This window comes from Anaerovibrio sp. RM50 (assembly GCF_000622005.1).
Lineage (GTDB): Bacteria > Bacillota > Negativicutes > Selenomonadales > Selenomonadaceae > Anaerovibrio.
This window is the reverse complement of sequence record NZ_JHWV01000006.1, coordinates 279476-305482: the sequence shown is the minus strand read 5'-3', so window position 1 is coordinate 305482 and position 26007 is coordinate 279476. Positions and strand designations below refer to the sequence as shown.

The following is a 26007-nucleotide window of genomic DNA, read 5'->3' as shown; positions in this document are numbered from 1 at the left end:
TTATTATGGATTTATTTGATTTTGAGCATGACCCTAAGGATGTGAAGATGGGGTTTCGGCTGGTTCGGCTGGAAGTATATAACTGGGGTACATTTGACGGGAAGATTTGGGCTATGGATCTTGATGGGGAGACATCACTTTTGACAGGTGACGTGGGCTCCGGCAAGTCTACTCTTGTGGATGCCCTGATTACCCTGCTGGTGCCACCCAAGAAGGTTACCTACAACAAGGCGGCGGACGCCAGCGCCAGAGAGCGTAGTCTTAATTCATATATAAGGGGCTATTATGCCCAGAAGCGGTCCCAGGACGGCATTGGCCAGCCGGAGGCCCTTCGTGACAGAAACCAGTACAGCGTTGTACTGGCTGTTTTTGGTGACGAAAATTTGGGAGCCAGAGTTACATTGGCCCAGGTTTTCTGGTACAAGGATGAAACGGGAAATCCTGAAAGGTTTTTTGCGTTGGGAGAAAAAACTCTTACCATTGAAAATCATTTCAGCAATTTTGGCAGTGATATAAGAAGTCTGAGAAAGCGCCTCAGCAATGATGTTTACATTCATATTTATGACGATTATCCAAAGTATGCTGAGGATTTCCGCCGCCGCTTCGGTATCAGCTCATTGCAGGCCATGGATCTTTTCCAGCAGACCATTTCCATGAAGAAGGTGGATTCCCTCACCAGCTTTGTACGCCAGAACATGCTGGAGCAGCCTGGTACCGAGGACGATGTTCAGCACCTTTTGGAGCATTTCCACGATCTTGATACTGCCCATAGTGCGGTGGTAAGGGCCAGAAAGCAGGAGGAAATGCTGCTGCCCCTTACTGCCCTTGGGGAGAGCTATTTTGATGTTCATAGCCGCCAGGTGGTTATTGAACAGATGGAAGGGGCGCTGTCAGCTTGGTTTGCCAAGGAGGACAAGATGCTTAGGGAAAAGGCTTTGGAAGGTCTGGAAGGCAATCTGGTGCAGATTAAAAAGGACCATGAATCCATTATGGAACAGAAGCAGGCAAATGAGGAATCCATTGAGGATGTTCAGCGTCAGCTTTACCAAAACGGCGGAGACAAGGTTTCCGTTATTGAGGAAAAACTGGATAACACCAACAAGGCCTTGGAGGCCTGTCTTAAGCAGTGCCAGCAGTATGAGGAAAACGCAAAGGGACTGTCTCTGGAGGTTCCGGATACTTTGGCGGTTTTCAATGATAATCTTGAAAAGCTTACAGAGCTGGATAAAGACGAAAAACAGCGGGAGCTGGATATTGCCGAGGCCCAAAGCGACAATGACAGCGAGATTAAGGCACTCAATAATTCCATTGACATGGTGGAAAATGAGCTGACTTCCCTCCGTTCCCGTAAATCCAGTATTTCTGCGGAATATATCGACCTTCGTCAGCAGATCTGCCAGGATCTTGATTTGGCAGAAAGCGAGCTGCCCTTTGCGGGGGAGCTTATGCAGGTGGCTGAGGGAGAGGAGCAGTGGGAGGGGGCCATTGAGCGTCTTCTCCACGGCTTTGGCATGTCCCTTTTGGTGCCAAAATTCCATTATGGGGAAATAGTTCAGTGGATGGAGAAGCATAAGGTTAAGCAGCGGGTTGTTTATTACTGCTGCGAGGAATATGTGGATCCTGTTAATTTTGATGATTTGTCCGAGGATGCGGCCTGTGCCAAGCTGGATATCCGTCAGGATTCCCCATTTAAAAACTGGCTTATGCGGGAGCTTTATCAGCGGTACAGCCATACTTGCTGTGAAACCTTCAAGGAATTTCAGCAGGAAAAATTTGCCATTACAATAAAGGGGCAGATAAAGACCCAGGGGCGGCGTCACGAAAAGGATGACCGCTACGACTTAAATGATCGTCGCCGTTTTGTGCTGGGCTTTTCCAATCTGAAGAAAATTCAGGCCCTGGAATCTGAGCTGGAGGATTTGCAGGAGGCTGTGAAGGAAGCAAAGCGCACTGAAGGCCGTCTGAAGCGTCAGAATGGTGAATGCCGTAAAAAGCAGCTTTATATCAATAATCTTCAGTTGTTTAGAGATTTCACCCTTTTGGACAGGGCAACCCTTGAAGGGGATGTGGCTGAGAAAAAGCAGCTTTTATCTGAGCTTCAGGAGGAAAATGCCGTTTACATGAAGCTGGAAAAGCAGCTTTCGGACCTTAAAACTGAACGGAAGAATATTGATCTTCAGCTGCAGCGGATAGTTGTTTCCCTGAATAACATAAATTACGGCATTAAGAGCAACAAGCAGGCCATTGAGGCAGATGAGACCCGTCTGGAAACCATCAGTGAGGAGGAGCAGCAGCGGGTATTCCCACGTATTTCCGAAAGGGCGGCCCAGGTGTTTGGGGAAAAGCATCTTTCCCTTAATAATCAAGGTGAGCTGAAGGAAATGCTGGCAGAAAATCTCCGGGCTGAGCGGGAAATGTCAGTGCGCTCCAAGGAGGAAAAGGGCCAGCAGCTGGTGGTTATGATGCAGCGGTTCAAGGCAGCTTTCCCTGAATTTGGGGATGAGCTGGCAGCGGCCACAGAGGGGCTTAATGACTATCGTCAGCTTCTTACCAAGCTTCAGACTGATGCTTTGCCACGGTTTGAGGATAAATTCCGTGAGCTTCTTAGGGAAAATACAATTAACCGAATTGCCCTTTTTAGGGAGAAGCTTAATAATGTGTGCGATGTTATTAAGGAACGTATTGAGATGATAAACCGCTCACTGGCTGAGATTGATTACAGCGAGGGCAGATATATTCAGATTGAATGTGACAACGTGGCGGACAATGATATAAAGGATTTCCGCAATCAGCTTCGCTCCTGTGTCAGCGGCTATACTGAGGGGGAGGATAATGAAGCCTACTCCGAGGAAAAATTCCGCCAGGTGGAAAAGATTATTGAACGCTTCAGGGGCCGCCCAGAGTGCGCCGAGGCAGATAAGCGGTGGACTGCCAGGGTTACGGACGTGCGGAACTGGTTCAGCTTTGCCGCCTCCGAACGCTGGCGTGATACTGGTGAGGAATACGAGCACTATACCGATTCCGGCGGCAAGTCCGGCGGTCAGAAGGAAAAGCTGGCCTACACCATATTGGCCGCCAGCCTTGTGTACAACTTTGGCCTTGAAAGCAAGCACAAAAAGATAAACAGCTTCCGCTTCGTGGTAATCGACGAGGCCTTCCTGAAGAGCTCTGACGAATCCGCCAGATTTGGTCTGGAGCTTTTCCAGAAAATGGATTTGCAGCTTCTGGTGGTAACGCCTCTTTTGAAGATTGGCACCATCGAGCCTTATGTGTCCCATGTGGGATTTGTGTACCAGGACGATCAGAAGCATAAATCATTTTTAAGAAATCTGTCCATAAGGCAGCTCCAGGCAGAGCGGGCGGAATACGCCAAAAGCTAAATTTGCATAAATTTGCCTTTGCAGGCTCCAAAATGTATAATAGGTCTGTTGAGTAATTTGATTTAGGTGATTTTTTTAATGCAGATTTTCAATAAATTCAGTGATATAAAGGCCTTTCTGAAGGGGCAGAGGACAGCTATTGCCCTTGGGACCTTTGACGGGGTTCATATCGGACACCAGAGTATTATTCGCCAGGCCATGGGGCTTGCAAAGAAGCACGGGCTTCTCAGTGTGGTGTTTACCTTCAGTAATCACCCCTTGTCCGTGGTGGCTCCTGAAAGGGTGCCGGTGCAGATAGGCGATAATATCTCCAAGGCCGCATTTCTTGAGGAAATGGGCGTGGATTTGCTGCTTAACGTGGCCTTTTCCGAGAAGCTTTCCAAGCAGACTCCCGAGGAGTTTTTGGAGCGTCTGAAGGATTGCTGCAATGCCAAATTCGTGGTTACGGGTCCGAACTTTACCTTTGGCTACAAGGGGAAGGGGAATGCCCGTATGCTGGGTCGTGTGGCCGGTTCCTATGGATTTAAGGCGGAGATTGGGGAGGCAGTACAGCTTAATGGCCGTATGGTCAGCTCCACCCGAATTCGTGGCCTTATTGAAGATGGGGAACTGGAACTCACCAATGAATATCTGGGCAGACCATTCAGCTTCGGGGGCCGTGTTATTCACGGTGACCAGCGGGGGCGCACCATTGGTTTTCCCACAGCCAATCTTGCCATTCCCGACAAGCGGGCCATGCTTCCAAATGGAGCATACGGTGTGTACGTTCTGATGAACGGGGAGAAGCACAAGGGAATTGCCAATGTGGGCAACAACCCAACCTTTGAGGGGTGCAACCGCCGTCTGGAGGTACATGTGCTGGATTTCAAGGGGGATTTATACAACAAGCCTCTCACAGTGCAGTTTGTGAAAAAGCTGCGGGATGAGAAAAAATTCAGTGGCATTGAGGCCTTGGTAAAACAGCTTCGTGCCGATGAAGAAAAGGCAAGACAGATTCTTTAAAAAGGTAGTGCTTTTACAAATAATGGACAGACGTAGTTTTATAAAAAAGTCAGTGGGTCTGGTGCTGGGACTTAGTCTCCTGTCCCTTCCTGGATTGGCGTCAAAGGCTGAGGCTGCCACCAAGTGGGGAAAGACCCGTTTTCGCATAAAGGAAAATGATTTTTGGTTTGCTGAGGAGCCTTCCAGAAGAAGACAAACCAACAGAATAATCGTGCATCATACAGGCACCTCCCAGGACCGGGATATGTCGGCGGCAGAAATTCATCGTCTCCATCGGGACAGCTTTGGCTGGGCGGGCATAGGCTATCATTACGTTATCAGAAAAAACGGCACCATTGAAAGGGGCCGTGGCTGGAATATGATGGGGGCCCATGCCAGCGGCAACAACAGTGACTCCGTTGGTATCTGTGTGGCGGGAAATTTCAATGTGGGCTCACCAACTGATGCCCAGATAAAATCCCTTACCAATCTTTTGACAACCCTTTGCGGTGTTTATAACCTTATTCCCGATGAGATGGGTGTAATCGGCCACAGGGATGTTAATTCCACCTCCTGCCCGGGGGATATGCTTTACGCCATGCTGCCACAGGTGCGTAAGCGTGTAATGAAGAATATGGGGCTGGATTTGCCGGAGGATGAATAAATAAATTATCCTTTACAAAGCAGTTGGCCTATAGTATAATTCTAAAAGTGTCCGCCAAAGGACATAATATTATCCCTTGCTAAGACATGGACGACTCCGACCTTGCCTCAGCTTGTGGAACTTTTAAAACAATAGGAGGAATTTTCAATGTTAACTAACGAAGCAAAGCAGGAAATCATGCAGAAGTATGCAGTTCATGAGGGCGACACCGGATCCCCAGAGGTTCAGATTGCTGTTCTCACCGCTCGTATTTCTTACCTCACCGAGCATCTCAAGGAGCACAAGAAGGATCATCATTCCCGTCGCGGCCTTCTGAAGATGGTTGGTCATCGTCGTCGCCTGCTGGCATACCTGAACAAGAAGGACATTGCCCGTTATCGTGCAATCGTATCCAAGCTTGGTCTCCGTAAGTAATTTAATATTAGTTTCGGACTTAAGGGACTCCATTTTGGGGTCCCTTTTTGCTTATGTAAATCACAAAAAATTAAGTAGCTATTTTCTTAAACAATATGGTATACTATCAAGGTTGAAAGGTATAAAGAAGATTTTAGGAGGAAAAACTTAATGCAGAGTTTTGAGATGCAGTTAGGCGGCCGCACATTTACTGTTGAGACCGGCAAGATGGCTAAGCAGGCAAATGGTGCTGTTTTGGTTCGCTATGGTGAGACTGTTGTTTTGGTTACAGCTACGGCTTCTGATGAGCCAAGAGAGGGTGTTGATTTCTTCCCTCTGACTGTAGATTATGAAGAGAAGATGTACGCCGTTGGTAAGATTCCAGGCGGTTTTATAAAGAGAGAGGGTCGTCCTGGGGAGTCTGCCATTTTGTGCAGCCGTCTCATTGACCGCCCTATCCGTCCTCTGTTCCCAGAGGGTTATCGTAATGATGTTCAGATTGTAGCTACTGTTATGTCCGTAGAGCATGACAACGCTCCGGAGATTGCCGCTATGATTGGTGCATCCTGCGCTCTGACTGTTTCCGATATTCCTTTCCTCGGCCCAATAGCCGGTGTTCGCGTAGGCCGTGTTGATGGCCAGTTCATCATCAATCCTACTGTTGAGCAGCGTGAGGTTTCCGATCTCAATCTGACTATTGCCGGTTCCCGTGATGCGGTAATGATGGTTGAGGCTGGTGCCAACGAGCTTCCGGAGGAAGTTATTTTGGAGGCTATTCTCTTTGGTCACGAGGAAATCAAGAAGATTGTTGCTTTCCAGGACGAGATTCAGAAGTCCTGTGGCAAGGAAAAGCGCGAGGTTAAGCTCTTCGCTGTTCCGGAGGAGCTGGAGAAGGCTATCCGCGAGTATGCTACTGACAAGCTGGATAAGGCTGTACGCAATCCTGATAAGCTTGCCCGTGATGAGGACATTTCCAATGTTAAGGCTGAGGCCATGGAGCATTTCATTGAGCTCTATCCAGATGCCATCAAGGAAATTCCATATATGCTTCACAAGATTGTGAAGGAAATCGTACGCCGTATGATTACCAAGGAGAAGATTCGTCCTGACGGCCGTGAGGTTGAGGAGGTTCGTCCAGTAAGCTGTGAGGTTGGCATTCTGCCTCGTCCACATGGCTCCGGACTCTTTACCCGTGGTCAGACCCAGGTTCTCACTGTTACCACCCTGGGCTCCCTTGGTGATGAGCAGGTTCTTGACGGCCTCGGCGTTGAGACTTCCAAGCACTACATTCATCAGTACAATTTCCCTGGCTACTCCGTAGGTGAGGCCCGCCCTGTACGCGGTCCTGGACGCCGTGAAATCGGTCATGGTGCCCTTGCCGAGAGAGCTTTGGTTCCAGTTATTCCTTCCATTGAGGAATTCCCATATACCATTCGTATGGTATCCGAGATTCTTGAGTCCAACGGCTCCAGCTCCATGGGTTCCGTTTGCGGCAGCACCCTTTCTCTGATGCACGCAGGTGTTCCTATTAAGCGCCCAGTATCCGGTGTTGCTATGGGTCTTGTTAAGGACGGGGATGATTACACCATTCTCACTGATATTCAGGGTATGGAAGATGCCCTGGGCGATATGGACTTCAAGGTTGCCGGTACCACTGAGGGCGTAACTGCTATTCAGATGGATATTAAGATTAAGGGTATCTCCCGTGAAATCCTTTCTGCAGCTCTTGCCCAGGCCAAGCGCGGCCGTGCCTTTATCCTCGGCAAGATGCTGGAGTGCATTGCTGAGCCTAACAAGGAGCTGAGCAAGTACGCTCCACGCGTAACCACCATGCAGATTAAGCCAGACAAGATTCGTGAGGTTATTGGACCTGGCGGAAAGGTAATCAAGAAGATTATCGATGAGTGCGGCGTTCAGATTGATATTGATGATGACGGTACTGTTCGCATCTCCGCTACCAGCGTTGAGGCTTCTGAGGCAGCTATTGCCTGCATCAACGAAATTGTCAAGGAAGTAGAGGTTGGCGAGGTTTATAAGGGTAAGGTTACCCGCATTATGAACTTTGGTGCCTTCGTTGAGCTGCTGCCAGGCCGTGAGGGTCTTTGCCACATTTCCCAGCTGGACAAGAAGCGTGTTGAGAAGGTTGAAGATGTTGTCAACGTAGGCGACGAGCTGGAAGTTAAGGTAACTGAGATTGACCAGAAGGGCCGTGTAAACGTATCCCATAAGGTTCTTCTGTAAAAAACTATTTATGCCCGCTTTGCTTTTGGTGAGGCGGGCATTATCTTATTCTTTGGGGTTTAAGATATGAGAGAAAGAAAAAAGACAGTTTCTGAGCTGCTGCGAAGATATCTGCTTTATGCCCTGGGCATTATTCTTATGGCCTGTGGTATAGCAGTTCTGATTAAGGCGGAAATGGGGGTAGCCCCTATGGTTACCCTGCCTTATACAATATGGCTCATTGCAGATTCATTTACTGTAGGCGCCTGGATTGGCCTGTTTAATTTTGCCGGTCTTCTGGGGCAGATTATTATCCGTCGGGGCCGCATAAAGAATCAGGCAGTGCTGATGCAGATTATTACAGCATTGGGCCTGGGTCTGTTTACTGATATGGCCCTGAATTCATTGGTGGGCTTTAATCCCATGTCACATTCCGGCAGGGCTGTTACCTGTTTCATAAGCAGTGTGCTGATGGCCACCAGTTTGTACTGTTGCGTCATATCCAGCGTGGCTCTGTTGCCTGTGGATTCGCTGCTGAGACTTTTGGGGGCAATTTATCATAAGAAGTTCTCCACCGTGAGATGGACTGCTGATATAGCCCTGACACTGGCCTCTGCTGTTTTGGGGCTGGCATTTCTGGGAAGCCTTGGGGGTGTCCGGGAAGGCACTATTATTGTGGCAGTATTCACTGGCGTTATACTAAAGATGCTTATGAAGTATATGCGTTGGTTTACCTATATTCTGTTGCCGGAAAATCAGGTGGACGATATTTCCTCGGTTATTGATGATGATATTACAGAGCAGCATTTTGTTTTGACTGTATCCCATGAATATGGCAGCGGGGGACATTCCATTGCCAGACGTATTGCCCACGAGCTGAATTTGCCATATTATGACAGCGATATTATCCAGATGGCGGCAGAGGACAGCGAATTTGCCTACAAATATCTTGAGGAGCATGGTGACAAGGTTACCTCCAATGCCCTTTACAGCCTGTACGAGTGGTATACCTCCGCCTATGACAAGGATGAGGAGCTTACCCAGGAGCAGGTTTACAAGATAGAGGCACAGGTGATTCAGGAAATTGCGGCCAAGGATTCCTGCGTTATAGTGGGACGTTTGGCCAATTATGTGCTGCAGAACCATAAAAATTCCCTGCACATATTTATTACCGCCGACGAGCTGGACCGCATCAAACGGGTTATGCGCAAGGAAAAGATTGACCAGCAGACTGCAGCGGAGCTGATTAAAAAGCACGCCAGACTGAGAATGGAGCATTGCCGCAAATTCTCAGATGCCCAATATGGCATTGGCGCCAGCTATGATATTACAATTAAGTCCAGCAAATATGGTGTTGACAGAACAGCCGCCATTTTGCTGCAGCTGATAAAGGAATTCAGGCTTATCCAGTTTTAAGGAAGCTTAAGATAATTAATTTATGGATCCGTATTTTAAGTACGGGTCTATTTTTTTATTTTTTTGCAAAAAATGAAATTGTTCCTATTGAGTATAAAAACTTAACCATGTATAATAAGATAGAGTTTGTATGTAGGAGGTTAGAACATGCTGGGAGATACCCTGAGGAGAGAACGAGAAAAGCAAGGACTAACGATTAAAGATATAGAGAACGAGACCAGTATACGGTCTTTATATATAGAAGCAATTGAGAAGGGCGATTATGATCATCTGCCAAGTGATGTGTATACCAAGGGCTTTATCCGCAATTATGCCAAGGCTCTTAATCTGGACAGTGCACCATTGCTGCAGGAATTTAATTCCGAGAGAAATATAGATGTTCCTGTTCAGCCTGTTGACCAGCGGGCAAAGGAAAATTACTATGATGATGTGCCACAGCGCACCATTACTGTAAAATCCTCTTCTTATTCTTCATCTGGCAGTGAGGGGGGAAGTCTCTTTTCCTCCGGCGATGACTATCGTGAGCGTACCGAGGAAAAGAGCGGTTCCAGAATGTTCATGATTCTTCTGGCTGTTATGGTGGTGTTCCTGGGGGGCGTTTATTATGCCTTCAGTGATGATCCGGCTCAGGATAAGGGAAAGGCAAAGCCGACTGTGAAGACTGAGAAGGTCGTGAATGACAAAAAGGAGGGAACTCCTGTTGCTGAAAAAAATTTCGACGCTGTTGAGGTGGCTGCCAAGTTTACGGGTCCATGCTGGATTTCAGTAAAGGCTGACGGCAAGGAAGTATTTGAGGGCACTGTGGACAGTGGTAAGGATATGTCTTGGAAGGGAAACGAAAAAGTTGAGCTTGTTGCTGGAAACGCCGGTGCTATTGAACTTACCTGGAATGGAAAGAATCTGGGGGTTCTGGGAAATAAGGGACAGGTTGTGGAACGCCTTATGACCAAGGAAAGTGACGGCTCCAAGCCTGCTGATACCTCTGACAAGAAAGCTGAAAAAGCCAAGTCTGATAATAAGTCCGAAAAAAAAGGCAAGTAGTCCATGTTGATGATGGTGTGATTTCATGAGCTTTTTACCAATCTCAAAAGAGGATATGGAGCTTCGGGGTTGGCAGCAGCTGGATTTCATATTTGTGTCCGGTGATGCCTATGTGGATGATCCCAGCTTTGGCCCCGCCATATTGTGCCGTCTTTTGGAAAAGCATGGCTACAAGGTGGGGATCATTCCCCAGCCTGACTGGCATAATACCAAAGATTTTGCCCGCCTGGGGAAACCTAGGCTGGGCTTTCTTGTTTCAAGTGGGAACCTTGATTCACAGCTAAACAGATTTACGGCGGCGAAGAAGCTTCGCCATCAGGATGCCTATTCCCCGGGTGGCAAGGCTGGTCACCGTCCGGAACGGGCCGTGGTGGTGTATACCCAGATGCTGAGAAAGTGCTGGGGAAGTGAAGTACCCATTATTATTGGCGGCATAGAGGCCAGTCTCAGAAGATTTGCCCATTACGATTATTGGGGAAATAAAATTCGCCAATCAATTTTGGCGGAAAGCGGAGCAGATATTCTGATTTATGGCATGGGGGAAAAACAGCTTATAGATATAGCTGCCCAGCTTCATCAGGGCGTGGAAATACAGAATATTCAGGACGTTCAGGGTACCTGCTTCAGGGTGCCTAATTTTGACTATATATGGGATTATACGGCCATTCCCTCCTATGACGAGGTGAATGCCAGCAGGGAAAAGTTTGCTGAGGCCTTTAAAACCGAGTATTTGGAGCAGGATGCCTTCAGAGGCAAAAAGCTGGCCCAGCAAAACGGCGATTGGTGCATCGTACAAAACCCGCCAGCCATGCCCCTTTCCGTGGAGGAAATGGACGAGATTTACGATTTGCCATACGAGCGCAGATGGCACCCTATATACGACAAGGCTGGGGGAGTGCCGGCCTACGCTGAGGTGAAATTCAGCATCACGGCCCATAGGGGCTGCTTTGGGGGCTGCAACTTCTGTGCCATTATTTCCCACCAGGGGAGGATTATCCAGCGACGCAGTGATGAGTCCATTATCCGTGAGGCTAAAATTCTCAGCAAGCTGCCGGATTTTAAGGGCTATATTCACGATTTGGGCGGCCCTACCGCAAATTTCCACCGAACCTCCTGTGATATGCAGCTGGAGCGGGGCACTTGCCACGGCAAACAATGTCTTTCCCCTGATGTGTGCCGCAATCTCATTGTGGATCACAGCGGGTATTTGGAGCTCCTTCGGAAAGTTCGGGCTATTCCGGGTATCAAGAAGGTATTTATCCGCTCGGGTATACGCTTTGACTATTTGATGCTGGCCAAGGATGAATTTTTGCAGGAGCTTTGTGAGAATCATATAAGCGGTCAGCTGAAAATTGCCCCTGAGCATATATCTGACAGGGTTACCCGCATTATGGGCAAATCAAATCGCAGCGTGTATGTGCGGTTTGTGGAGCGGTTCAGCCGCATGAACAAAAAGCTGGGGAAGAAGCAGTTTTTGGTGCCTTATTTTATGTCCAGCCACCCTGGCTGTACTCTGGAGGATGCCATTGAGCTGGCTGTGTTCATCAAGGAAATGGGATATCACCCTGAGCAGGTTCAGGACTTTATTCCAACTCCCGGGACTCTTTCCACCTGTATGTGGTACAGCGGCATAAATCCGATGACCGGGGAAAAGGTGTATAGTGCCAAGACCCCTGAGGACAAGGCCATGCAAAGGGCCCTGATGCAGTATTGGCTTCCACGCAATTATGAGCTTGTAAAGAAGGCATTGGAAAAGGCAAAACGGTTTGACCTTATTGGTTATGGCCCGGACTGCCTTATTCGTCCTGAAAAGGGCGGAAGCAACATGTCCCGCAATGAAGCACCGCGTAAAGGCGGGAGCCACAAAGAAAGTAAAGACAGAAAGAATAATAAAGTAAGTAACAAAACTAACAATAGAACGGGTAATAATCGTAAGAGCAGAAGGAAGGTGCAGTAATGCTTTGCCCATTTTGTAACAAAGAGGATAGCAGGGTAATAGATTCCAGGGCGGTGGATGATGGCCGTGCCATAAGAAGACGTCGGGGATGCCCTCACTGCGGCAAAAGATTTACTACCTTCGAAACAGTGGAGCAGCTGCCCCTTATGGTGGTAAAGCACGACGGCAGCCGCCAGGTCTTTGACCGCAACAAGCTGTTGAACGGTCTTATCCGCTCCTGCGACAAGCGGGATAAATCCTTGGAGAGCGTAATGATTCTGGCCCATGATATCGAGCAGGACATTCATCGGGAATATGAGCAGGAGGTACCCTCCAAGGCTATTGGTGAAATGACCCTTAAGCACTTAAAGAATTTTGATCAGGTGGCTTATATCAGATTTGCTTCCGTATATAGAAAGTTCTCGGATATTAACAGCTTCCGCCATGAGCTTGATGTGCTTTTGGCAGATGATGAAAAAAATGACTGATTGGCAAAAAACTGGTTGCTTGGCAAAATTAACTGGTTTTTTGATTAAAATGATTGGCTTACCCATTTAGATGGAGGAAAATACTTGTCCTGGAAATTGAAGGAACAGCTTAAAAATATGCTGGCAGAGGAATCTGGATACTACATTTATCACGCTGGTGGCAGAACCAGGGTGGCTTTGTTGTATCCAAATTCTTATTTTGTGGGCATGTCAAACCTGGGCCTTCATATCGTATACAGACTGCTGAACCATCGGAATGATACAGCCTGTGAGCGTTGCTTTCTGCCGGAAAAACGCCAGCAGGAGGAGTACGTAAAGCACAAGGTCCAGCTTATGACCATGGAAACCCAGAGTGCTATATCTTCCTTTGATATTGTGGCCTTCATTATGTCCTTTGAAATGGACTATTTCAACATTTTAAGGATGCTGGAGCTGGGGAAAATAAAGGCTTTTGCTGCGGAGCGCAGCGAAATGGATCCACTGGTAATAGCCGGAGGTCCCTGTGCTACCTTCAATCCTGAGCCCATGAGCCCCTTTGTGGATGCCTTTATTATCGGCGAGGGAGAGGCCATTATGCCTTCCTTCATGGAGGAATACAACAGGGCCAGGGCAGAGGGGAAATCCAGAAAAGAGATACTTTCAATTCTGGCCCAAATTCCCGGGGTATACGTGCCCTCCTGCTATGATGTGTCCTATGATAATGAGGACATTTTTTCCACCCATATAAAGCCACTTGAGAGGGCTCCAGCCCGGATATGCCGTCAATGGCAGGAAAATCTTGACGAATATCCCGGGGAGACGGCAATTTATACGGAGAATACGGAGTTTAACCTTCATCTGGTGGAAATAGCCAGAGGCTGTGGCCGTCATTGCAGATTCTGTATGGCGGGCTATTGCTTCAGAAGACCCCGCAACCGTTCCCTTGAGGCCATTGAGAAAATGCTGGTGGCCGCCAAAGAGAAGGGCCGCCGGGTGGGCCTTATGGGGGCCGCAATTTCCGATTATCCGGAAATAGACCAGCTTTGCCGGGAAATACTTGGGGATGGTCTCAGTATGTCCGTGGCTTCCTTCAGGGCTGATTCCGTTACCCAGGAGCTGGTGGATTCCTTGGCCGCCAGCGGGCTGAAAACCCTCACCATGGCCCCTGAGGCGGGGAGTACCCGCATGAGGGCTGTTATAAACAAGGGCATTGAGGAGGAGCATCTCCTGAATGCCATGGAAATGGGTATAAAAGCTGGGATAAGAAATTTTCGCCTATATATTATGATTGGCCTTCCGGGGGAAGAGCCCTCGGATATACAGGGCATCATAGATATGGCCCTGAAGCTGAAGGATTTTATGGAGGAAAAGGGGGACACAGGCCGTCTTACACTGAGTATAAATCCCTTTATACCCAAGCCCTTTACCCCATTTCAGTGGTCTCCCATGGCCCCAATAAAATATATTCAGGGGGCTTTAAAGTACATTACAAATGCCCTGAGAAAGCGTCATAACATTGAAGTGATTGCCGAATCACCACGGGATGCCTACGTTCAGGCCGTATTGGCCAGGGGCAGCCGCAAGACGGGGCAATATCTCTTGGAAGCCTATGAAAATGGCGGCAGCAAGGCCATGAAGTCCGTGCTGAAAAGCCACAAGCTGTCCATGGAGGACCTGGTGAGCCGTCCAGTCTCCCTTGATAATGTACTGCCATGGGATATGCTGGATATGGGCTTTACCAAGGATTATCTAAAAAAGGAATTAATGGAGTCACAACAGGAGATGCCAATGCACACAATTCAGTGCTTTGATGGCTGTAAGCGTTGTGGCGTTTGTAAATAGATGTTAAAGTGATGTGAGATTAATATGAGTTTTTCACTTGTATCCGGAAACAGAAAAAATCTGTGGATTGGAAAATTCTCCATTATTCCGGAGGATATGTTTGTTCATGGCATATCCACAAGGCATGGGGGCGTCAGCAAGGGGGCCTTTGACAGCCTTAATCTGGGCCTTCACGTGGAGGATGACCTTGAAGCAGTAAGACAAAATCGTGATATATTCTTTGAGGGGCTGGAGCTTCCCAAGGGACAGGGTACCACCTGCCAGCAGGTCCATGGCAGTAAGGTTGTAAAAATCACCAAAGCCCAGGCGGGCAGTGGTATGTATAATTTTGAGGAATCCATCAGTGATGCAGATGCTCTTATTACAGATGAGCCAGGCATTCCCCTTATGCTTTTCTTTGCGGACTGTACCCCTATCCTCATTGCTGATCCCGTTAAAAAAGCCATTGGGGTGGCCCATGGTGGCTGGCGGGGAACTGCGGCTTCCATAGGAGCCAAAACCGTGGAGCTGATGGTGAAGGAATACGGCTCAAGACCGGAAGACCTTCTGGGAGCTGTTGGTCCCGCCATTGGTCCCTGCTGTTATGAGGTGGGAGAAGAGGTTTCACGACAATTTAAGGATGCTTTTCCTGAATTTTATGATAAAATAGTCATTGATGAAAATGGCAGAACCCGGCTGAACCTTTGGAAGGCCAATGAACTTCAGCTTGTCAAGGCGGGGCTCAGACCGGAAAATATAGATGTAGCCGGGGTATGTACTGCCTGCAATCATCGTCAGTTCTTCTCCTATCGGGCAGATAAGGGCAAAACGGGGAGAATAGCCGCTGTTTTGTCCATAAAGTAATTGCCTTCCCCTTGAGGGTAAAGGAGACCGCTTACTTCGTTTGGGCGGTGGATGATTTGCATTACAAAGGGTGATTTGATGATAAAGGAAAGACTAAAAGAGGTTCAGGAGAATATTGTCTCTGCCAAGGCCAGAAGAAGCCCCGACAAACAGCAGGATGTGCTTCTTATAGCCGTTACCAAAAATCACGATATTCACGCCATGCGCGAAGCCATAGATGCAGGGGTTACTGATATTGGTGAAAACCGCATTCAGGAGGCCAAGGAAAAGTTTGAGACACTGGACAGGGATGTGACATGGCATCTCATTGGACATTTGCAGACAAATAAGGCCAAGCAGGCAGTGAAAATTTTTGATATAATTCACTCTATAGACTCACTTCATTTGGCGGAGGCTGTAAACAATGCCGCAGCCAATATAGGAAAGGTCCAAAAGGTTCTGGTTCAGGTGAATTTGGCCAAGGAGGATTCCAAATCGGGGATCTATGCCGAGGATATGGAGGAGCTTCTCCATAAGGTGGATGAAATGCCAAATCTTCAGCTTATGGGTTTGATGTGTATAGCTCCAAATTATGAGGATGTGGAGGAATGTCGTCCTTTATTTGCAGAAATGTACAAAATTTTTAATCGCGTGAAGGAAATGACCTTCCAGACAGCGAATATATTATATTTGTCAATGGGTATGACTCATGATTATCAGATTGCAGTTGAAGAAGGGTCAAATATGGTCCGTGTAGGAACGGGAATTTTTGGCCCAAGGCAGTATTAATGTAACCGTGATATTTAGCTGAGGAGGAACATCCCGTGGGAAAAATAGATTCTTTTTTGGAAAAAATTGGCATTAAGGACACAGAAGTGGACGAAGTGCTCTTAGATACTTTAGAGGAAGATGTGGACAGACCGGTGGCACCAAAGGCAAAGCCTGCTGAGCCAGTGAGCTATAGCTCTCCCCGCCGAAGTCTGCATGATAGAAAGGTGATAAATATGGGATCTGATTCTGTATCCATCCGTGAGGGTGGTGGGGCTGCCGCCATGGCAAATGCCATGATGAAGGTGGTTGTAATTAATCCAAAAAATATTGATGATTGTCAGCAGATTGCCAACTGCTTAAAGGAGAAGCGGCCTGTTGTAATCAATCTGGAAAATGTGGAGGAGCCAACAGCTGTCCGCATTATTGACTTTATCAGTGGTACGATTTATGCCATTGATGGTGCTGTAAATAAAATCAGCCGCAATGTATGGCTGTTTGCCCCAAAGAATGTAAATATTGCTGTTAGCCAGCAGAGTCACGGCCTGGGCAACATGCCATGGGAGCCGAACAACAACAAATAAAACGATAAATAATATGCATTAAAATAAATTTCAATTAAAGAAGGGCTGGTGTCTGACATGAAGATTGGATTTATTGGTGGCGGAGCAATGGGAGAAGCTCTCCTGTCCGGAGTATTGTCAAATGGTTCGGTGGCTCCAAAGGATGTATTTGTTTCTGAAATCAGGGAAGACAGATGTCAGGAGCTTAAGGACAAGCATGGTGTAAATGCGGTGACTGACAATGATTTCGTTAAAACTGCGGGTCTTGATATACTTATTCTGGCGGTTAAGCCACAGGTGGTTACTGATGTTATGGAGTCATTGAAGGGCAAGGTGCCCGAGGATATTTTGCTGGGCTCCATCGTAGCGGGGCTTCCTATTAAGACCTTGGAGAAATATTTCCCGACCAATCCTATCGTGCGGATTATGCCTAATACGCCATTGGCTGTAGGGGAAGGTATGTCTGCATACGCCCGCAATGAGCATGCTCACGGCAAGGCAACAGTTAAGGCCCTCAGAGATATTCTTTATTCCTGTGGTCAGGCTGTAGAGGTTAAGGAACACATGATGGATGCAGTTACTGGTCTTTCCGGCAGTGGCCCAGCCTATGGCTTCTTAATGATTGATGCTATGGCAGATGGTGGCGTGGCAGCGGGCCTTCCACGTCAGACAGCTATTTTGTTGGCTGCTCAGACACTATTGGGTGCAGCAAAGATGGTGGTGGAAACCGGCAAGCATCCTGATGTGCTGCGTGACCAGGTTACCAGCCCGGCTGGTACTACTATTGCGGGTGTTCGAGTAATGGAACAGCAGGGGGTACGCGGTGCCCTTATTGATGCTGTTTTGGCAGCTACTGAGCGCTCAAAGGAATTGGGGAAATAATTTAAGGTATGGCAGGTTCTGAACAAAAAGAAAAGATTATTAGATATTATAAGGGAACTGAAGGCGCTGATACTGCCATAAAGCTGGTAGATATGGCGGAGCAGGTAATGCGCAGTCAGAAATTCCGTATAAGCGGTTTTCTTGACCTTTATGGACAGGAGATTGCTGAGACTGTTGTGGCCAACTATCCGGGTATCAGACTTGAATTCAACGGCGGATACCAGGGGGCTGAGCGTCAGCGGGCCATGTTTATAGACGAAACCTTCGGGGGAAGCCCGGGCTTCGATATTGTGGTGGTCAAGGCCACCTGGAACGGGGAATATGAGCACATCGGCCATCGGGATGTTTTGGGCGCCATTATGGGCCAGGGCATTGAGCGTGACCGTATCGGTGATATTCTCATGGGTGGTTCCACAGCCCGTATTTTGGCAGACAAAACCATGGGGGCTTATCTCATAGATAACCTTACTCAGATTGGTCGCACCGGAGTATCCTGTGTTGAAGATGATCTGGCCAATATTACACCAAAGGAAGAAAGCTGTAAGGAAATTCGGGCCACAGTTGCTTCTCTTAGGGTGGATTCCATTGCCGCAGCAGGCTATGGCTCATCCCGCAGCCGTGCCGCATCTGATATTGCGGCAGATAAGCTGAAGCTTAATTGGCAGCAGGTCAAAAACGCTTCCCAGTCTGTCAAGGAGGGAGATGTTCTCTCCATGCGTGGCCGTGGCCGTCTTGAGGTGGTTGAGGTTCGTGGAACCACCAAAAAAGGCCGTATTGGCGTACTGTTAAAACGATATATTTGATATTTTTTATAGCCACCTTCGGGTGGCTTTTTTATTTTGTTTTGCTTAGTTTATTTGTAGTTTGCAGGAGTTTAACATTTTTTTGACGAAATAAAACAAAATGAATTATGTCCAATTTAATAATATATTTTGAAAGGTGGAATAGATATGCTGGTAAGCAAGGAAATTAAGGACCGCATTGCGTATATTACAATGGAAAATGGCAAGCACTATAATTGCCTCAGCGAGGATATGTGCCTGGAATTAATTGAGGCCATAAAGAACAGCTATGCCATGGAATGCGTGGGCATTGTCATTAAAGCCGAGGTGAATCGTAACGTGTGGAGTGCAGGCCATGATATTAAGGAGCTGCCAGTGGACGGCAGTGATCCCCTGGCCTTTAATGTGCCTATGGAGGAGCTTTTGAGAGTAGTGCAGGATGTGCCAATCCCGGTTATTGCCTGTGTAGATGGTACAGTGTGGGGAGGAGCCTGTGATTTGTGCCTTTCCTGCGATATGATTGTCAGCTCCAAGGCTTCCACCTTTGCCATTACCCCCGCCAAGATTGGTATTCCTTATAACGCATCCGGACTTGTTCACTTTATTAATCAGCTTGGCATTAACAAGGCCCGTGAAATGTTTTTCCTTGGGACTCCAATAGAGGCAGAGGACGCTTTGAACGTGGGCCTTATAAATCACGTGGCAGAGGATGCAGAGGCATTGGATAAGCTGTTGGAGGAGCATTTTTTGGCACCCCTGCGCCGCAACAGTGTCCTTTCCGTCAGCGCCATTAAGCGTCAGTTCCGTATTCTGTCACGGGCAGCAACTGTAATCAGTGCAGAAAACTTTGAACGGATTAACTCTTACCGCCAGAGGGTTTACAGAAGTGATGACTACAAGGAAGGCATCAATTCCTTCCTGGAAAAACGGTCACCTCAGTATAAGGGCAAGGCATCGGATTTGGATTAAGAAAAAGGTTTTGAAAAAGGTTTTAAATATATGCCGGATTGGCATGGGCTTTTTGAGAAGGAACAGGGGAATTAATGGATACAATAATGCAAGTCAATGAAGTTTTAAATAACTTTGTCTGGGGCCCTCCCGGCCTTACATTGCTGGTGGGGACAGGTGTATATCTGACATTTCTGCTTGGGCTGCCACAGATCCGTTATTTTTTCCCCGCCTTGGCCGAAGTTTTCAGCTTCCGGGAAAATAGCAAAGAGGACAATTCCATATCCTCCTTTGCGGCAATGACTGCAGCCATGGCCGCCACTGTGGGCACGGGAAACGTGGCGGGAGTAGCAACGGCACTTCATTTGGGTGGGCCGGGAGCACTGGTATGGATGCTCATTTCGGCTTTCTTTGGCATGAGTACCAAATTTGCCGAGGTCACTCTGGCCATTCACTTTCGCCAAAAGGATGCCCATGGTGACTGGCGCGGCGGCCCAATGTATATTCTGGAGCATGGTCTGGGAATGTGGGGCGGAATTTGGAAACACATGGGAAAAATCCTGGCTGTTTTGTTCGCCCTTTTGTCTTCAGTGTGCTCACTGGGCATCGGTGCGGCGGTCCAGGCCAATTCCGCAGCTGAGGTGCTGTTTATGGGCTGGGATGTGGATCCTCTGTCCAGCGGTGTAATAATGGCTGTTGCAGTGGGGCTGGTTATAATCGGCGGTCTGGTGAGCCTTACCCGTGTAACGGTTATCGTGGTTCCATTTATGATAATTTTTTATTTGGTCAGCGTCAGCATAATTTTGGTGGGCCACGCAGGGCAAATCCCAGGGGCTGTGGCTGAAGCCTTCCGTATGGCCTTCAGTCCGGATACTTCGGTGATTGCCGGGGGAGTGGCAGGCTGGGTGGTTATGGAAGCAGTTCAGAGGGGAATCGCCAGGGGCGTATTTTCCAATGAGGCTGGTATGGGTTCTGCACCAATGGCCTATGCCACGGCGGAAAGCTCTCACCCTGTTCAGATGGGGTTCTATGGCATTTTTGAGGTTTTTCTTGATACCTTTGTTATATGCACCATTACGGGGCTGGCCATTCTTGTTACTGGCTCCATGACCTATTTCCCTGAATTGACGGGGGCCCAGCTGGCTCTCCAGTCCTTTGAGCTTGCTTTGGGGTCCTCCGGCAAATACATCCTCTCCACAGGGCTCATGCTCTTTGCAGTTACCACCATATTGGGATGGTATTGGTACGCTGAGACAGCATCAACCTACTTGTTTGGTGTGCGTTTTAAGCCTATCCTGAAGCTGCTGTTTATTGTGATGATTATCCTTGGTGCCGCTGGCGCCCAGTTATTTGATGCCTCCGGCAATGAATATTTGAACAATATATGGAGTATTTCAGATACCTTAAACGGTCTTATGGCCTTGCCAAATCTGATTGGATTGCTCCTTCTTTCACTGATGCTCAAGAGGATTGTGAAGGATTACGATGCCCTGAGGGCTGATATGACGCCGGAGAATGGGCCCCGTTCAAGTGAAATGCAGAAGCTGCTTGTAGTGTCTGTTTGTGCTGCACTGATACCCTTGGCAATAATCCTCCATGGGGGTGGCGTACATAATAATGCGCCGCAAAAGAATATCCCTCTGCAAAGTACCCTTGACAGCGGACGTTTGGTTTTCGGCTATGATGAGGACTTCCCACCTATGAGCTTTACCGATGACAAGGGGAGAGTGGTGGGGTTTGATCTTGATATGAGCCGTGAGATTTGCTCCCGTTTGGGGGTGGATTTTGTGCCTCTGCCAATTCTATGGGAAAATAAGGAAAATGAACTCCATAACAGACATATAGATTGTATCTGCAGTATGTCGGTGCCTAAAAGTGCCCCGACGGATATGCTTCTGTCAGAATCCTATATAATAGACAACATGGTATTCGTTATTCGCGGGGACAGCAGTATTATGTGGATGCATGACCTTAAGGGAAAGAGGATTGGCGTGCAGGCAGGTTCCACCACCTTTGATGCCCTTAATGAAATGGATATAAGTGGGGAGGTTACGATGATTCCCCTTGAGGACAATATGGCAGTTCTCCGTCAGCTGAAGGAAGGTAAGGTGGATGTGGGACTGGTGGATTCCCTGACCGCATTTTACTTCATTCGTTCAAGCAGTGAGCGGTATTTTATCCTTAATGACAGCCTTGGAGAAGAGGAACTGGCCCTGGCTTTCAGAATAGAGGATAAGGAGCTTCGGGACAGGGTGCAAAAAATCATCAGCGATATGAGGGCTGATGGAACTCTCGGAAAAATCTCACAAGAGTGGTTTGGAAGCGATATTATAATTGTCAGATAATCTCTGTCAGGAGGAAGAAAATGGATGTTAAAAAAAGAAAAGCCGGTTCTCTCCTGAAGAGAGTGGATATGACCACCATTCTTATTCTGTTTTTCCTGGGTGTGGTCATGGCCTATTACACCTCGCTTCAGTCTGAGATGAAGCAGAAGGTTATTATAAGTCAGGAGCTTGTGGCCACCAAATCAGCTGATCAGATTAATGAATACCTCTCCAGGGGCATTGATATCATTAATATTACCACCTGCACTCTGGATGGCATGATTCGTGAGGGGAGCTCCCCGGCGAAAATTCAGGACTATCTGGAGAGTCAGACTGATGTGGCTGAGCATATAACCGATGGAAAAACTACGGGCATGTACGCTGTGGTGGAGGATGTATTTTTCTCCGGAGCCGGCTGGGTGCCCGATGGGGATTATGTTCCAAAGGAGCGCCCCTGGTATGGGGACGCCATGGCCAACATCGGTCATGTTGCCGTTGTGGATCCCTATATTGATGCGAAAACCAATACCATGATGATTACCCTGGCCAAGTCCCTGGCTGATGTAAAAAGCGTGGCAGCCATGGATTTATCACTGGAGCCTCTGCAGAAAATGACGGAGGAGCTGGCGGCAAATGGTGATTCGGAAATTGAGATTGTTATGGACCGCAAATATCGGGTCTTGGCCCACTCGGATCGGGGAGAAGTGGGGAAAAGATATATTGCGGAGGAAGACACTTTTGGCAGGGCGCTGGTGGATAAGCTGCGTTCCTCCAATGAGAAATATTTCTCCTTACGGTTTGGGGACGCGGAGTACATTGTTTATACTATGCCCGTGGCGGACAGCTGGATATGCCTGTCTGTATTTGATGCTACTGCCACCTTTGCCCAGCTCAGAAGAACATTTCTTATGACCCTCTTTGTGTCTTTGCTGGTTATTTCCATATTGCTGTTCATCATGAACCGTTTCGAAGAGGAGACCCGTCTGGCCCAAGAGTACAACAGAAAAGCGGAGGCAGCGGCTGCAGCAACTGAAGCCAAGTCATCATTTTTGTCAAATATGTCCCATGAAATTCGCACGCCTATTAACGCCATTCTGGGCATGAATGAAATGATTTTGCGGGAATGTGAGGAAAGGAACATTCTGGGATATTCGGAGAATATAAAGACAGCGGGAAACACATTGCTGAGCCTGATTAACAGCATTTTGGATTTTTCCAAAATAGAAGCGGGCAAAATTGATATTATCCCGGTGGAGTATGACTTGTCTTCTCTGCTTAATGATTTGGTTATCATGGTGAAAGCAAGGGCTGAAAAAAAGAATTTGTCCATAAACCTGGATTTTGACACCGAAACCCCGAGACTTCTCTATGGGGATGAAGTCCGCATTAAGCAAATCATTGCCAATATTCTCACCAATGCAGTGAAGTATACGGAGCGGGGGGGCGTAACCTTCTCCCTGGGCTTTGAGCGTATTGAGGGCGCAGAAGACAAGGTTGTGATTACCGTGGCAATCACGGATACTGGCATTGGCATCAAGGCTGAAGATATGGGGAAGCTGTTTTCAAAATTCGAGCGTATTGAAGAAGAGCGCAACCGTAACATTGAGGGCACTGGCCTTGGCATGACAATCACCAAGATGCTGCTGGACAATATGGATTCCAAGCTGGAAGTGGCCAGCGTTTACGGCGAAGGCTCCACCTTCTCCTTCCGCCTTGAGCAGAAAGTTGTGAAGTGGGAACCTTTGGGGGATTATAAAGCTTCCTATGCAGAGTCCCTCAAGAATCAAAAGAAATACCATGAAAAGTTTACCGCTCCGGAAGCCCATGTGCTGGTTGTGGACGATAATCCAATGAATCTTATGGTATTTAAGAGTCTGCTGAAGCAAACCCGTATGCAGATTGATATGGCCAATGACGGTAATGAGTGTCTTCTGCTTACCAAGGATAAAAAATATGATATTATATTCCTTGACCACATGATGCCGGGGAAGGATGGTATTGAAACCCTTCATGAGCTGAAGCAGCAACGCCGCAATATAAATCGGCAGACTCCGACTGTTTGTCTCACGGCCAATGCCATTTCCGGTGCAAGGGAGAAATACATTGAGGCCGGCTTTAATGATTATCTTTCCAAGCCAATAGACTCCGGAAAGCTGGAGGATATGCTCATAAAGTATTTGCCAAAAGAAAAAATTGAGAAAGCCATGGTGGAGGAGCCAAGGGCTGAGACGGAAAATATGACAGAGCTTCCGGAGATGCTGAACCCCCTTCAGGGCCAGGACTGGATTGATGTGCACACTGGAATCAAAAATAGTGGTGATATTGAGGCCTATCTGCCGCTGCTGCAAATTTTCTACGAGTCGATGGAGGAAAGGGCAGAAGAGATTGAGGGCTTCTATGAAGCCGGGAATATTAAGGATTACACCACCAAGGTACATGCATTAAAGAGCTCGGCCCGCCTTATTGGTGCCATGGAGTTTGGGGAAGAGGCCCAAAGGCTGGAGAATGCGGGAAAAGCTAATGATTTGGATTATATTCAGTCCCATAATGAGACATTTATGGAAAACTACAGAAGCTTCAAGGAGCCTCTGGCAATGGTATTTGTTTCTCAGGAGGAAGAAAAGCCGGAGGCGGATATGGATTTTCTTGAAAGCGTCTATGAGGAAATCTGCTCAGCAGCGGAGGAGCATGATGCTGAAACCCTGGAGGCTATTTTTACTGAGATGGAAGAATACGCCATGCCAGAGGGTGAGCAGCAACGCTGGGAGCAACTGAAGATGGCAGTGAGTGAGCAAAAATATGATGATATTGCCAATATCCTGAAGTAAAATAGGATATGGAATTGCATTCTTGCTTCTGATGATTTGTATATTTTTTTAATAAGGAGGTAAAGAGAATTGAAAAAAATTATTATGCTGTTGGCACTGGCTATATGCCTGCCAATAGCTTTCAGCATTACAGCGGCAGAGGCCGCAAGGGCTTCTGACAGCGGCAAAATTTTGTTTGTGCCTCTGGATAACCGCCCCATCACTGACAAGGAAACCCGTCAGGTGGCGGAAAAGCTGGGGTACGACGTGGTTGTTCCCCCAGATACTTTGCTTGGTACAAGAGAGCAGCCCGGGGATCCGGATGGCCTTTGGCAGTGGCTGAATGATAATGCTCCGGGGGCAAAGGCTGCTGTGGTATCCACTGATGCCATGCTCTATGGCAGCCTGGTGGCCTCCAGAAATCACGAATTAACTGAAAATACCATCAACCAACGGCTGGAAAGGTTCCGCACCTTCCGCGAAAGTCACCCTGGTCTGCCAGTATACGGCTTTGGCACTATTTTACGCACACTGCTGTCTGCTACCCATTCCGGAAATGGCATGGAGCCGGCTATTTATCAGCAAAATGCTGTAATGCTTCGTGATTACAGCGTACTTCGGGATAAAGAGGAAATGGGACTGGCCTCCAAGAAAGAAAAGCAGGAGCTGGACAGACTTCAAAAGGAAATTCTCCCCGCGGCCATGGAGGACTGGACCCACCGCCACGGCTTAAATTTCAATGCCAACAAGGCACTGATTGATTTAACGGGACAGGGAGTGTTCACTTTTCTCTTTTTGGGGGGCGATGACTCTGCCCTTTATTCCCAGACCCACTATGAAACCCGTCATTTAAAGGAATACGGGAAAAATATCGGCAAGACTAAATTGCAGATAACCTCCGGTGCTGACGAGCTGGGCATGGTTATGATGTGCCGTGCCATCTGTGATGACAAGAGGGATATTCCTTTTGTTTACACCGCTTACAATGAGGGCAAGGGCCGTACCACCATTCCAAAGTATTGCAACGAGGAAATCGGCATTGATGTGGACAATACCATAGTGGCTGCAGGGGGCATGCTGGTGCCTGCTCCTGAGCGGGCTGAGCTGGTTATGGCTGTCAACACTAATTTCGATGGCAAAACCATGGATGCCAACGGCCCAGACAACACCATCAAGCCTCGGAAGGGGACCATGTACTTCGTTAATATGGTAAAGGAACTGGTGAATAAGGGCTATCCCGTTGCTGTGGCTGATATCGCCTACGGCAATGGTGCAGATAATGCCATGATGAATGAACTCCACAAGGAGGATTTGCAGTTTAAGCTGCAGGCCTATGGTGGCTGGAATACTGCCACCAATACCACTGGATTCCTTATTGGCACAGGGCTTCTTACCAAATGGATGGACAAACAGGCCCGGGAAGAGCTTATGCTTACCCGTTATCTTGATGAGTGGGGCTATCAGTCCAATATCCGCCAGCAGCTGGGGGCTGCTGTGTGGATTCACCCGGGCTACAGCCAGAGTACGGGCAATTTGGATGGTGCCCGTGATTTTGCCTCTCAGCAGGGTACTGAGTTAATGAAGGAATTTGCCAAGAAGAATATTAATCTTCCTGGGGATATTTCCCTCAAAAACCTGCGCATTTCACATCCATGGAACCGCCTCTTTGAGTGCGATATAGATTTTTGAAGGTTAATCAAGATTAATTAAAAATTTGATGTAAAATTTAGGGGCATTTTGGAAAGATGCCCCTATTTTAATGCAAAAAAAT

At 47.8% G+C, this 26007-nt stretch carries 19 protein-coding genes; all 19 read left to right on the top strand.

What is annotated here, in order from left to right:
• Positions 1-5 precede the first annotated feature (5 nt).
• The 19 genes from T525_RS0105080 to T525_RS0104990 all read left to right on the top strand — a co-directional run bounded on the left by T525_RS0105080 (position 6) and on the right by T525_RS0104990 (position 25925).
• On the top strand, positions 6-3380 hold the full coding sequence (locus tag T525_RS0105080; protein ID WP_027406318.1) for an ATP-binding protein: 3375 nt from the start codon (positions 6-8) through the stop codon (positions 3378-3380).
• A 78-nt stretch (positions 3381-3458) separates the two neighbouring features.
• Positions 3459-4382, top strand: a complete 924-nt coding sequence (locus T525_RS0105075) for a bifunctional riboflavin kinase/FAD synthetase (protein ID WP_027406317.1) — start codon at positions 3459-3461, stop codon at positions 4380-4382.
• Positions 4383-4404: 22 nt separating this feature from the next.
• Positions 4405-5025 carry a peptidoglycan recognition family protein gene (locus tag T525_RS14280; protein WP_037325205.1) on the top strand — a complete coding sequence of 207 codons (621 nt, stop codon included), beginning with the start codon at positions 4405-4407 and terminating at the stop codon, positions 5023-5025.
• A gap of 147 nt (positions 5026-5172) precedes the next feature.
• The gene (gene rpsO, locus T525_RS0105065; protein WP_027406316.1) at positions 5173-5439 is read left to right on the top strand and encodes a 30S ribosomal protein S15; all 267 of its coding nucleotides are present in this window, start codon (positions 5173-5175) and stop codon (positions 5437-5439) included.
• 150 nt (positions 5440-5589) lie between these two features.
• Positions 5590-7659, top strand: a complete 2070-nt coding sequence (locus T525_RS0105060; RefSeq protein ID WP_027406315.1) for a polyribonucleotide nucleotidyltransferase — start codon at positions 5590-5592, stop codon at positions 7657-7659.
• Positions 7660-7725: 66 nt separating this feature from the next.
• Positions 7726-9054, top strand: a complete 1329-nt coding sequence (locus T525_RS0105055) for a cytidylate kinase family protein (RefSeq protein ID WP_027406314.1) — start codon at positions 7726-7728, stop codon at positions 9052-9054.
• Between the two features lie 147 nt (positions 9055-9201).
• On the top strand, positions 9202-10095 hold the full coding sequence (locus T525_RS14275) for a helix-turn-helix domain-containing protein (protein ID WP_037325098.1): 894 nt from the start codon (positions 9202-9204) through the stop codon (positions 10093-10095).
• Positions 10096-10120: 25 nt separating this feature from the next.
• Entirely contained in the window at positions 10121-12052 is a 1932-nt protein-coding gene (locus tag T525_RS0105045; protein ID WP_027406313.1) for a YgiQ family radical SAM protein, read from the top strand.
• Positions 12052-12519, top strand: a complete 468-nt coding sequence (gene nrdR, locus T525_RS0105040) for a transcriptional regulator NrdR (RefSeq protein WP_027406312.1) — start codon at positions 12052-12054, stop codon at positions 12517-12519. Before T525_RS0105045 ends, nrdR begins: the two co-directional genes overlap by 1 nt.
• Before the next feature lie 84 nt (positions 12520-12603).
• Positions 12604-14340: a radical SAM protein gene (locus tag T525_RS0105035; protein ID WP_027406311.1), complete on the top strand. Its 1737-nt coding sequence runs from the start codon at positions 12604-12606 to the stop codon at positions 14338-14340.
• Between the two features lie 24 nt (positions 14341-14364).
• Complete coding sequence (pgeF, locus tag T525_RS0105030) at positions 14365-15183, top strand: peptidoglycan editing factor PgeF (protein WP_027406310.1); 819 nt, start codon at positions 14365-14367, stop codon at positions 15181-15183.
• A 78-nt stretch (positions 15184-15261) separates the two neighbouring features.
• Positions 15262-15951, top strand: a complete 690-nt coding sequence (locus tag T525_RS0105025; RefSeq protein WP_027406309.1) for a YggS family pyridoxal phosphate-dependent enzyme — start codon at positions 15262-15264, stop codon at positions 15949-15951.
• A gap of 35 nt (positions 15952-15986) precedes the next feature.
• The gene (locus tag T525_RS0105020) at positions 15987-16514 is read left to right on the top strand and encodes a cell division protein SepF (protein ID WP_027406308.1); all 528 of its coding nucleotides are present in this window, start codon (positions 15987-15989) and stop codon (positions 16512-16514) included.
• A gap of 57 nt (positions 16515-16571) precedes the next feature.
• The gene (proC, locus tag T525_RS0105015; RefSeq protein WP_037325097.1) at positions 16572-17375 is read left to right on the top strand and encodes a pyrroline-5-carboxylate reductase; all 804 of its coding nucleotides are present in this window, start codon (positions 16572-16574) and stop codon (positions 17373-17375) included.
• Between the two features lie 8 nt (positions 17376-17383).
• Positions 17384-18178 (top strand): RNA-binding protein, encoded by a 795-nt coding sequence (locus tag T525_RS0105010; protein ID WP_027406306.1) that lies wholly within the window; start codon positions 17384-17386, stop codon positions 18176-18178.
• Positions 18179-18325: 147 nt separating this feature from the next.
• Positions 18326-19126, top strand: coding sequence for a methylmalonyl-CoA decarboxylase (gene scpB / locus T525_RS0105005; RefSeq protein WP_037325096.1), 801 nt, complete (start codon positions 18326-18328; stop codon positions 19124-19126).
• 74 nt (positions 19127-19200) lie between these two features.
• Positions 19201-21450 carry an amino acid carrier protein gene (locus T525_RS15835; RefSeq protein ID WP_072031621.1) on the top strand — a complete coding sequence of 750 codons (2250 nt, stop codon included), beginning with the start codon at positions 19201-19203 and terminating at the stop codon, positions 21448-21450.
• 20 nt (positions 21451-21470) lie between these two features.
• Positions 21471-24257, top strand: coding sequence for a hybrid sensor histidine kinase/response regulator (locus T525_RS14265; protein ID WP_051533416.1), 2787 nt, complete (start codon positions 21471-21473; stop codon positions 24255-24257).
• Between the two features lie 69 nt (positions 24258-24326).
• On the top strand, positions 24327-25925 hold the full coding sequence (locus tag T525_RS0104990; protein WP_027406304.1) for a DUF4127 family protein: 1599 nt from the start codon (positions 24327-24329) through the stop codon (positions 25923-25925).
• The last annotated feature ends 82 nt before the right edge of the window (positions 25926-26007 follow it).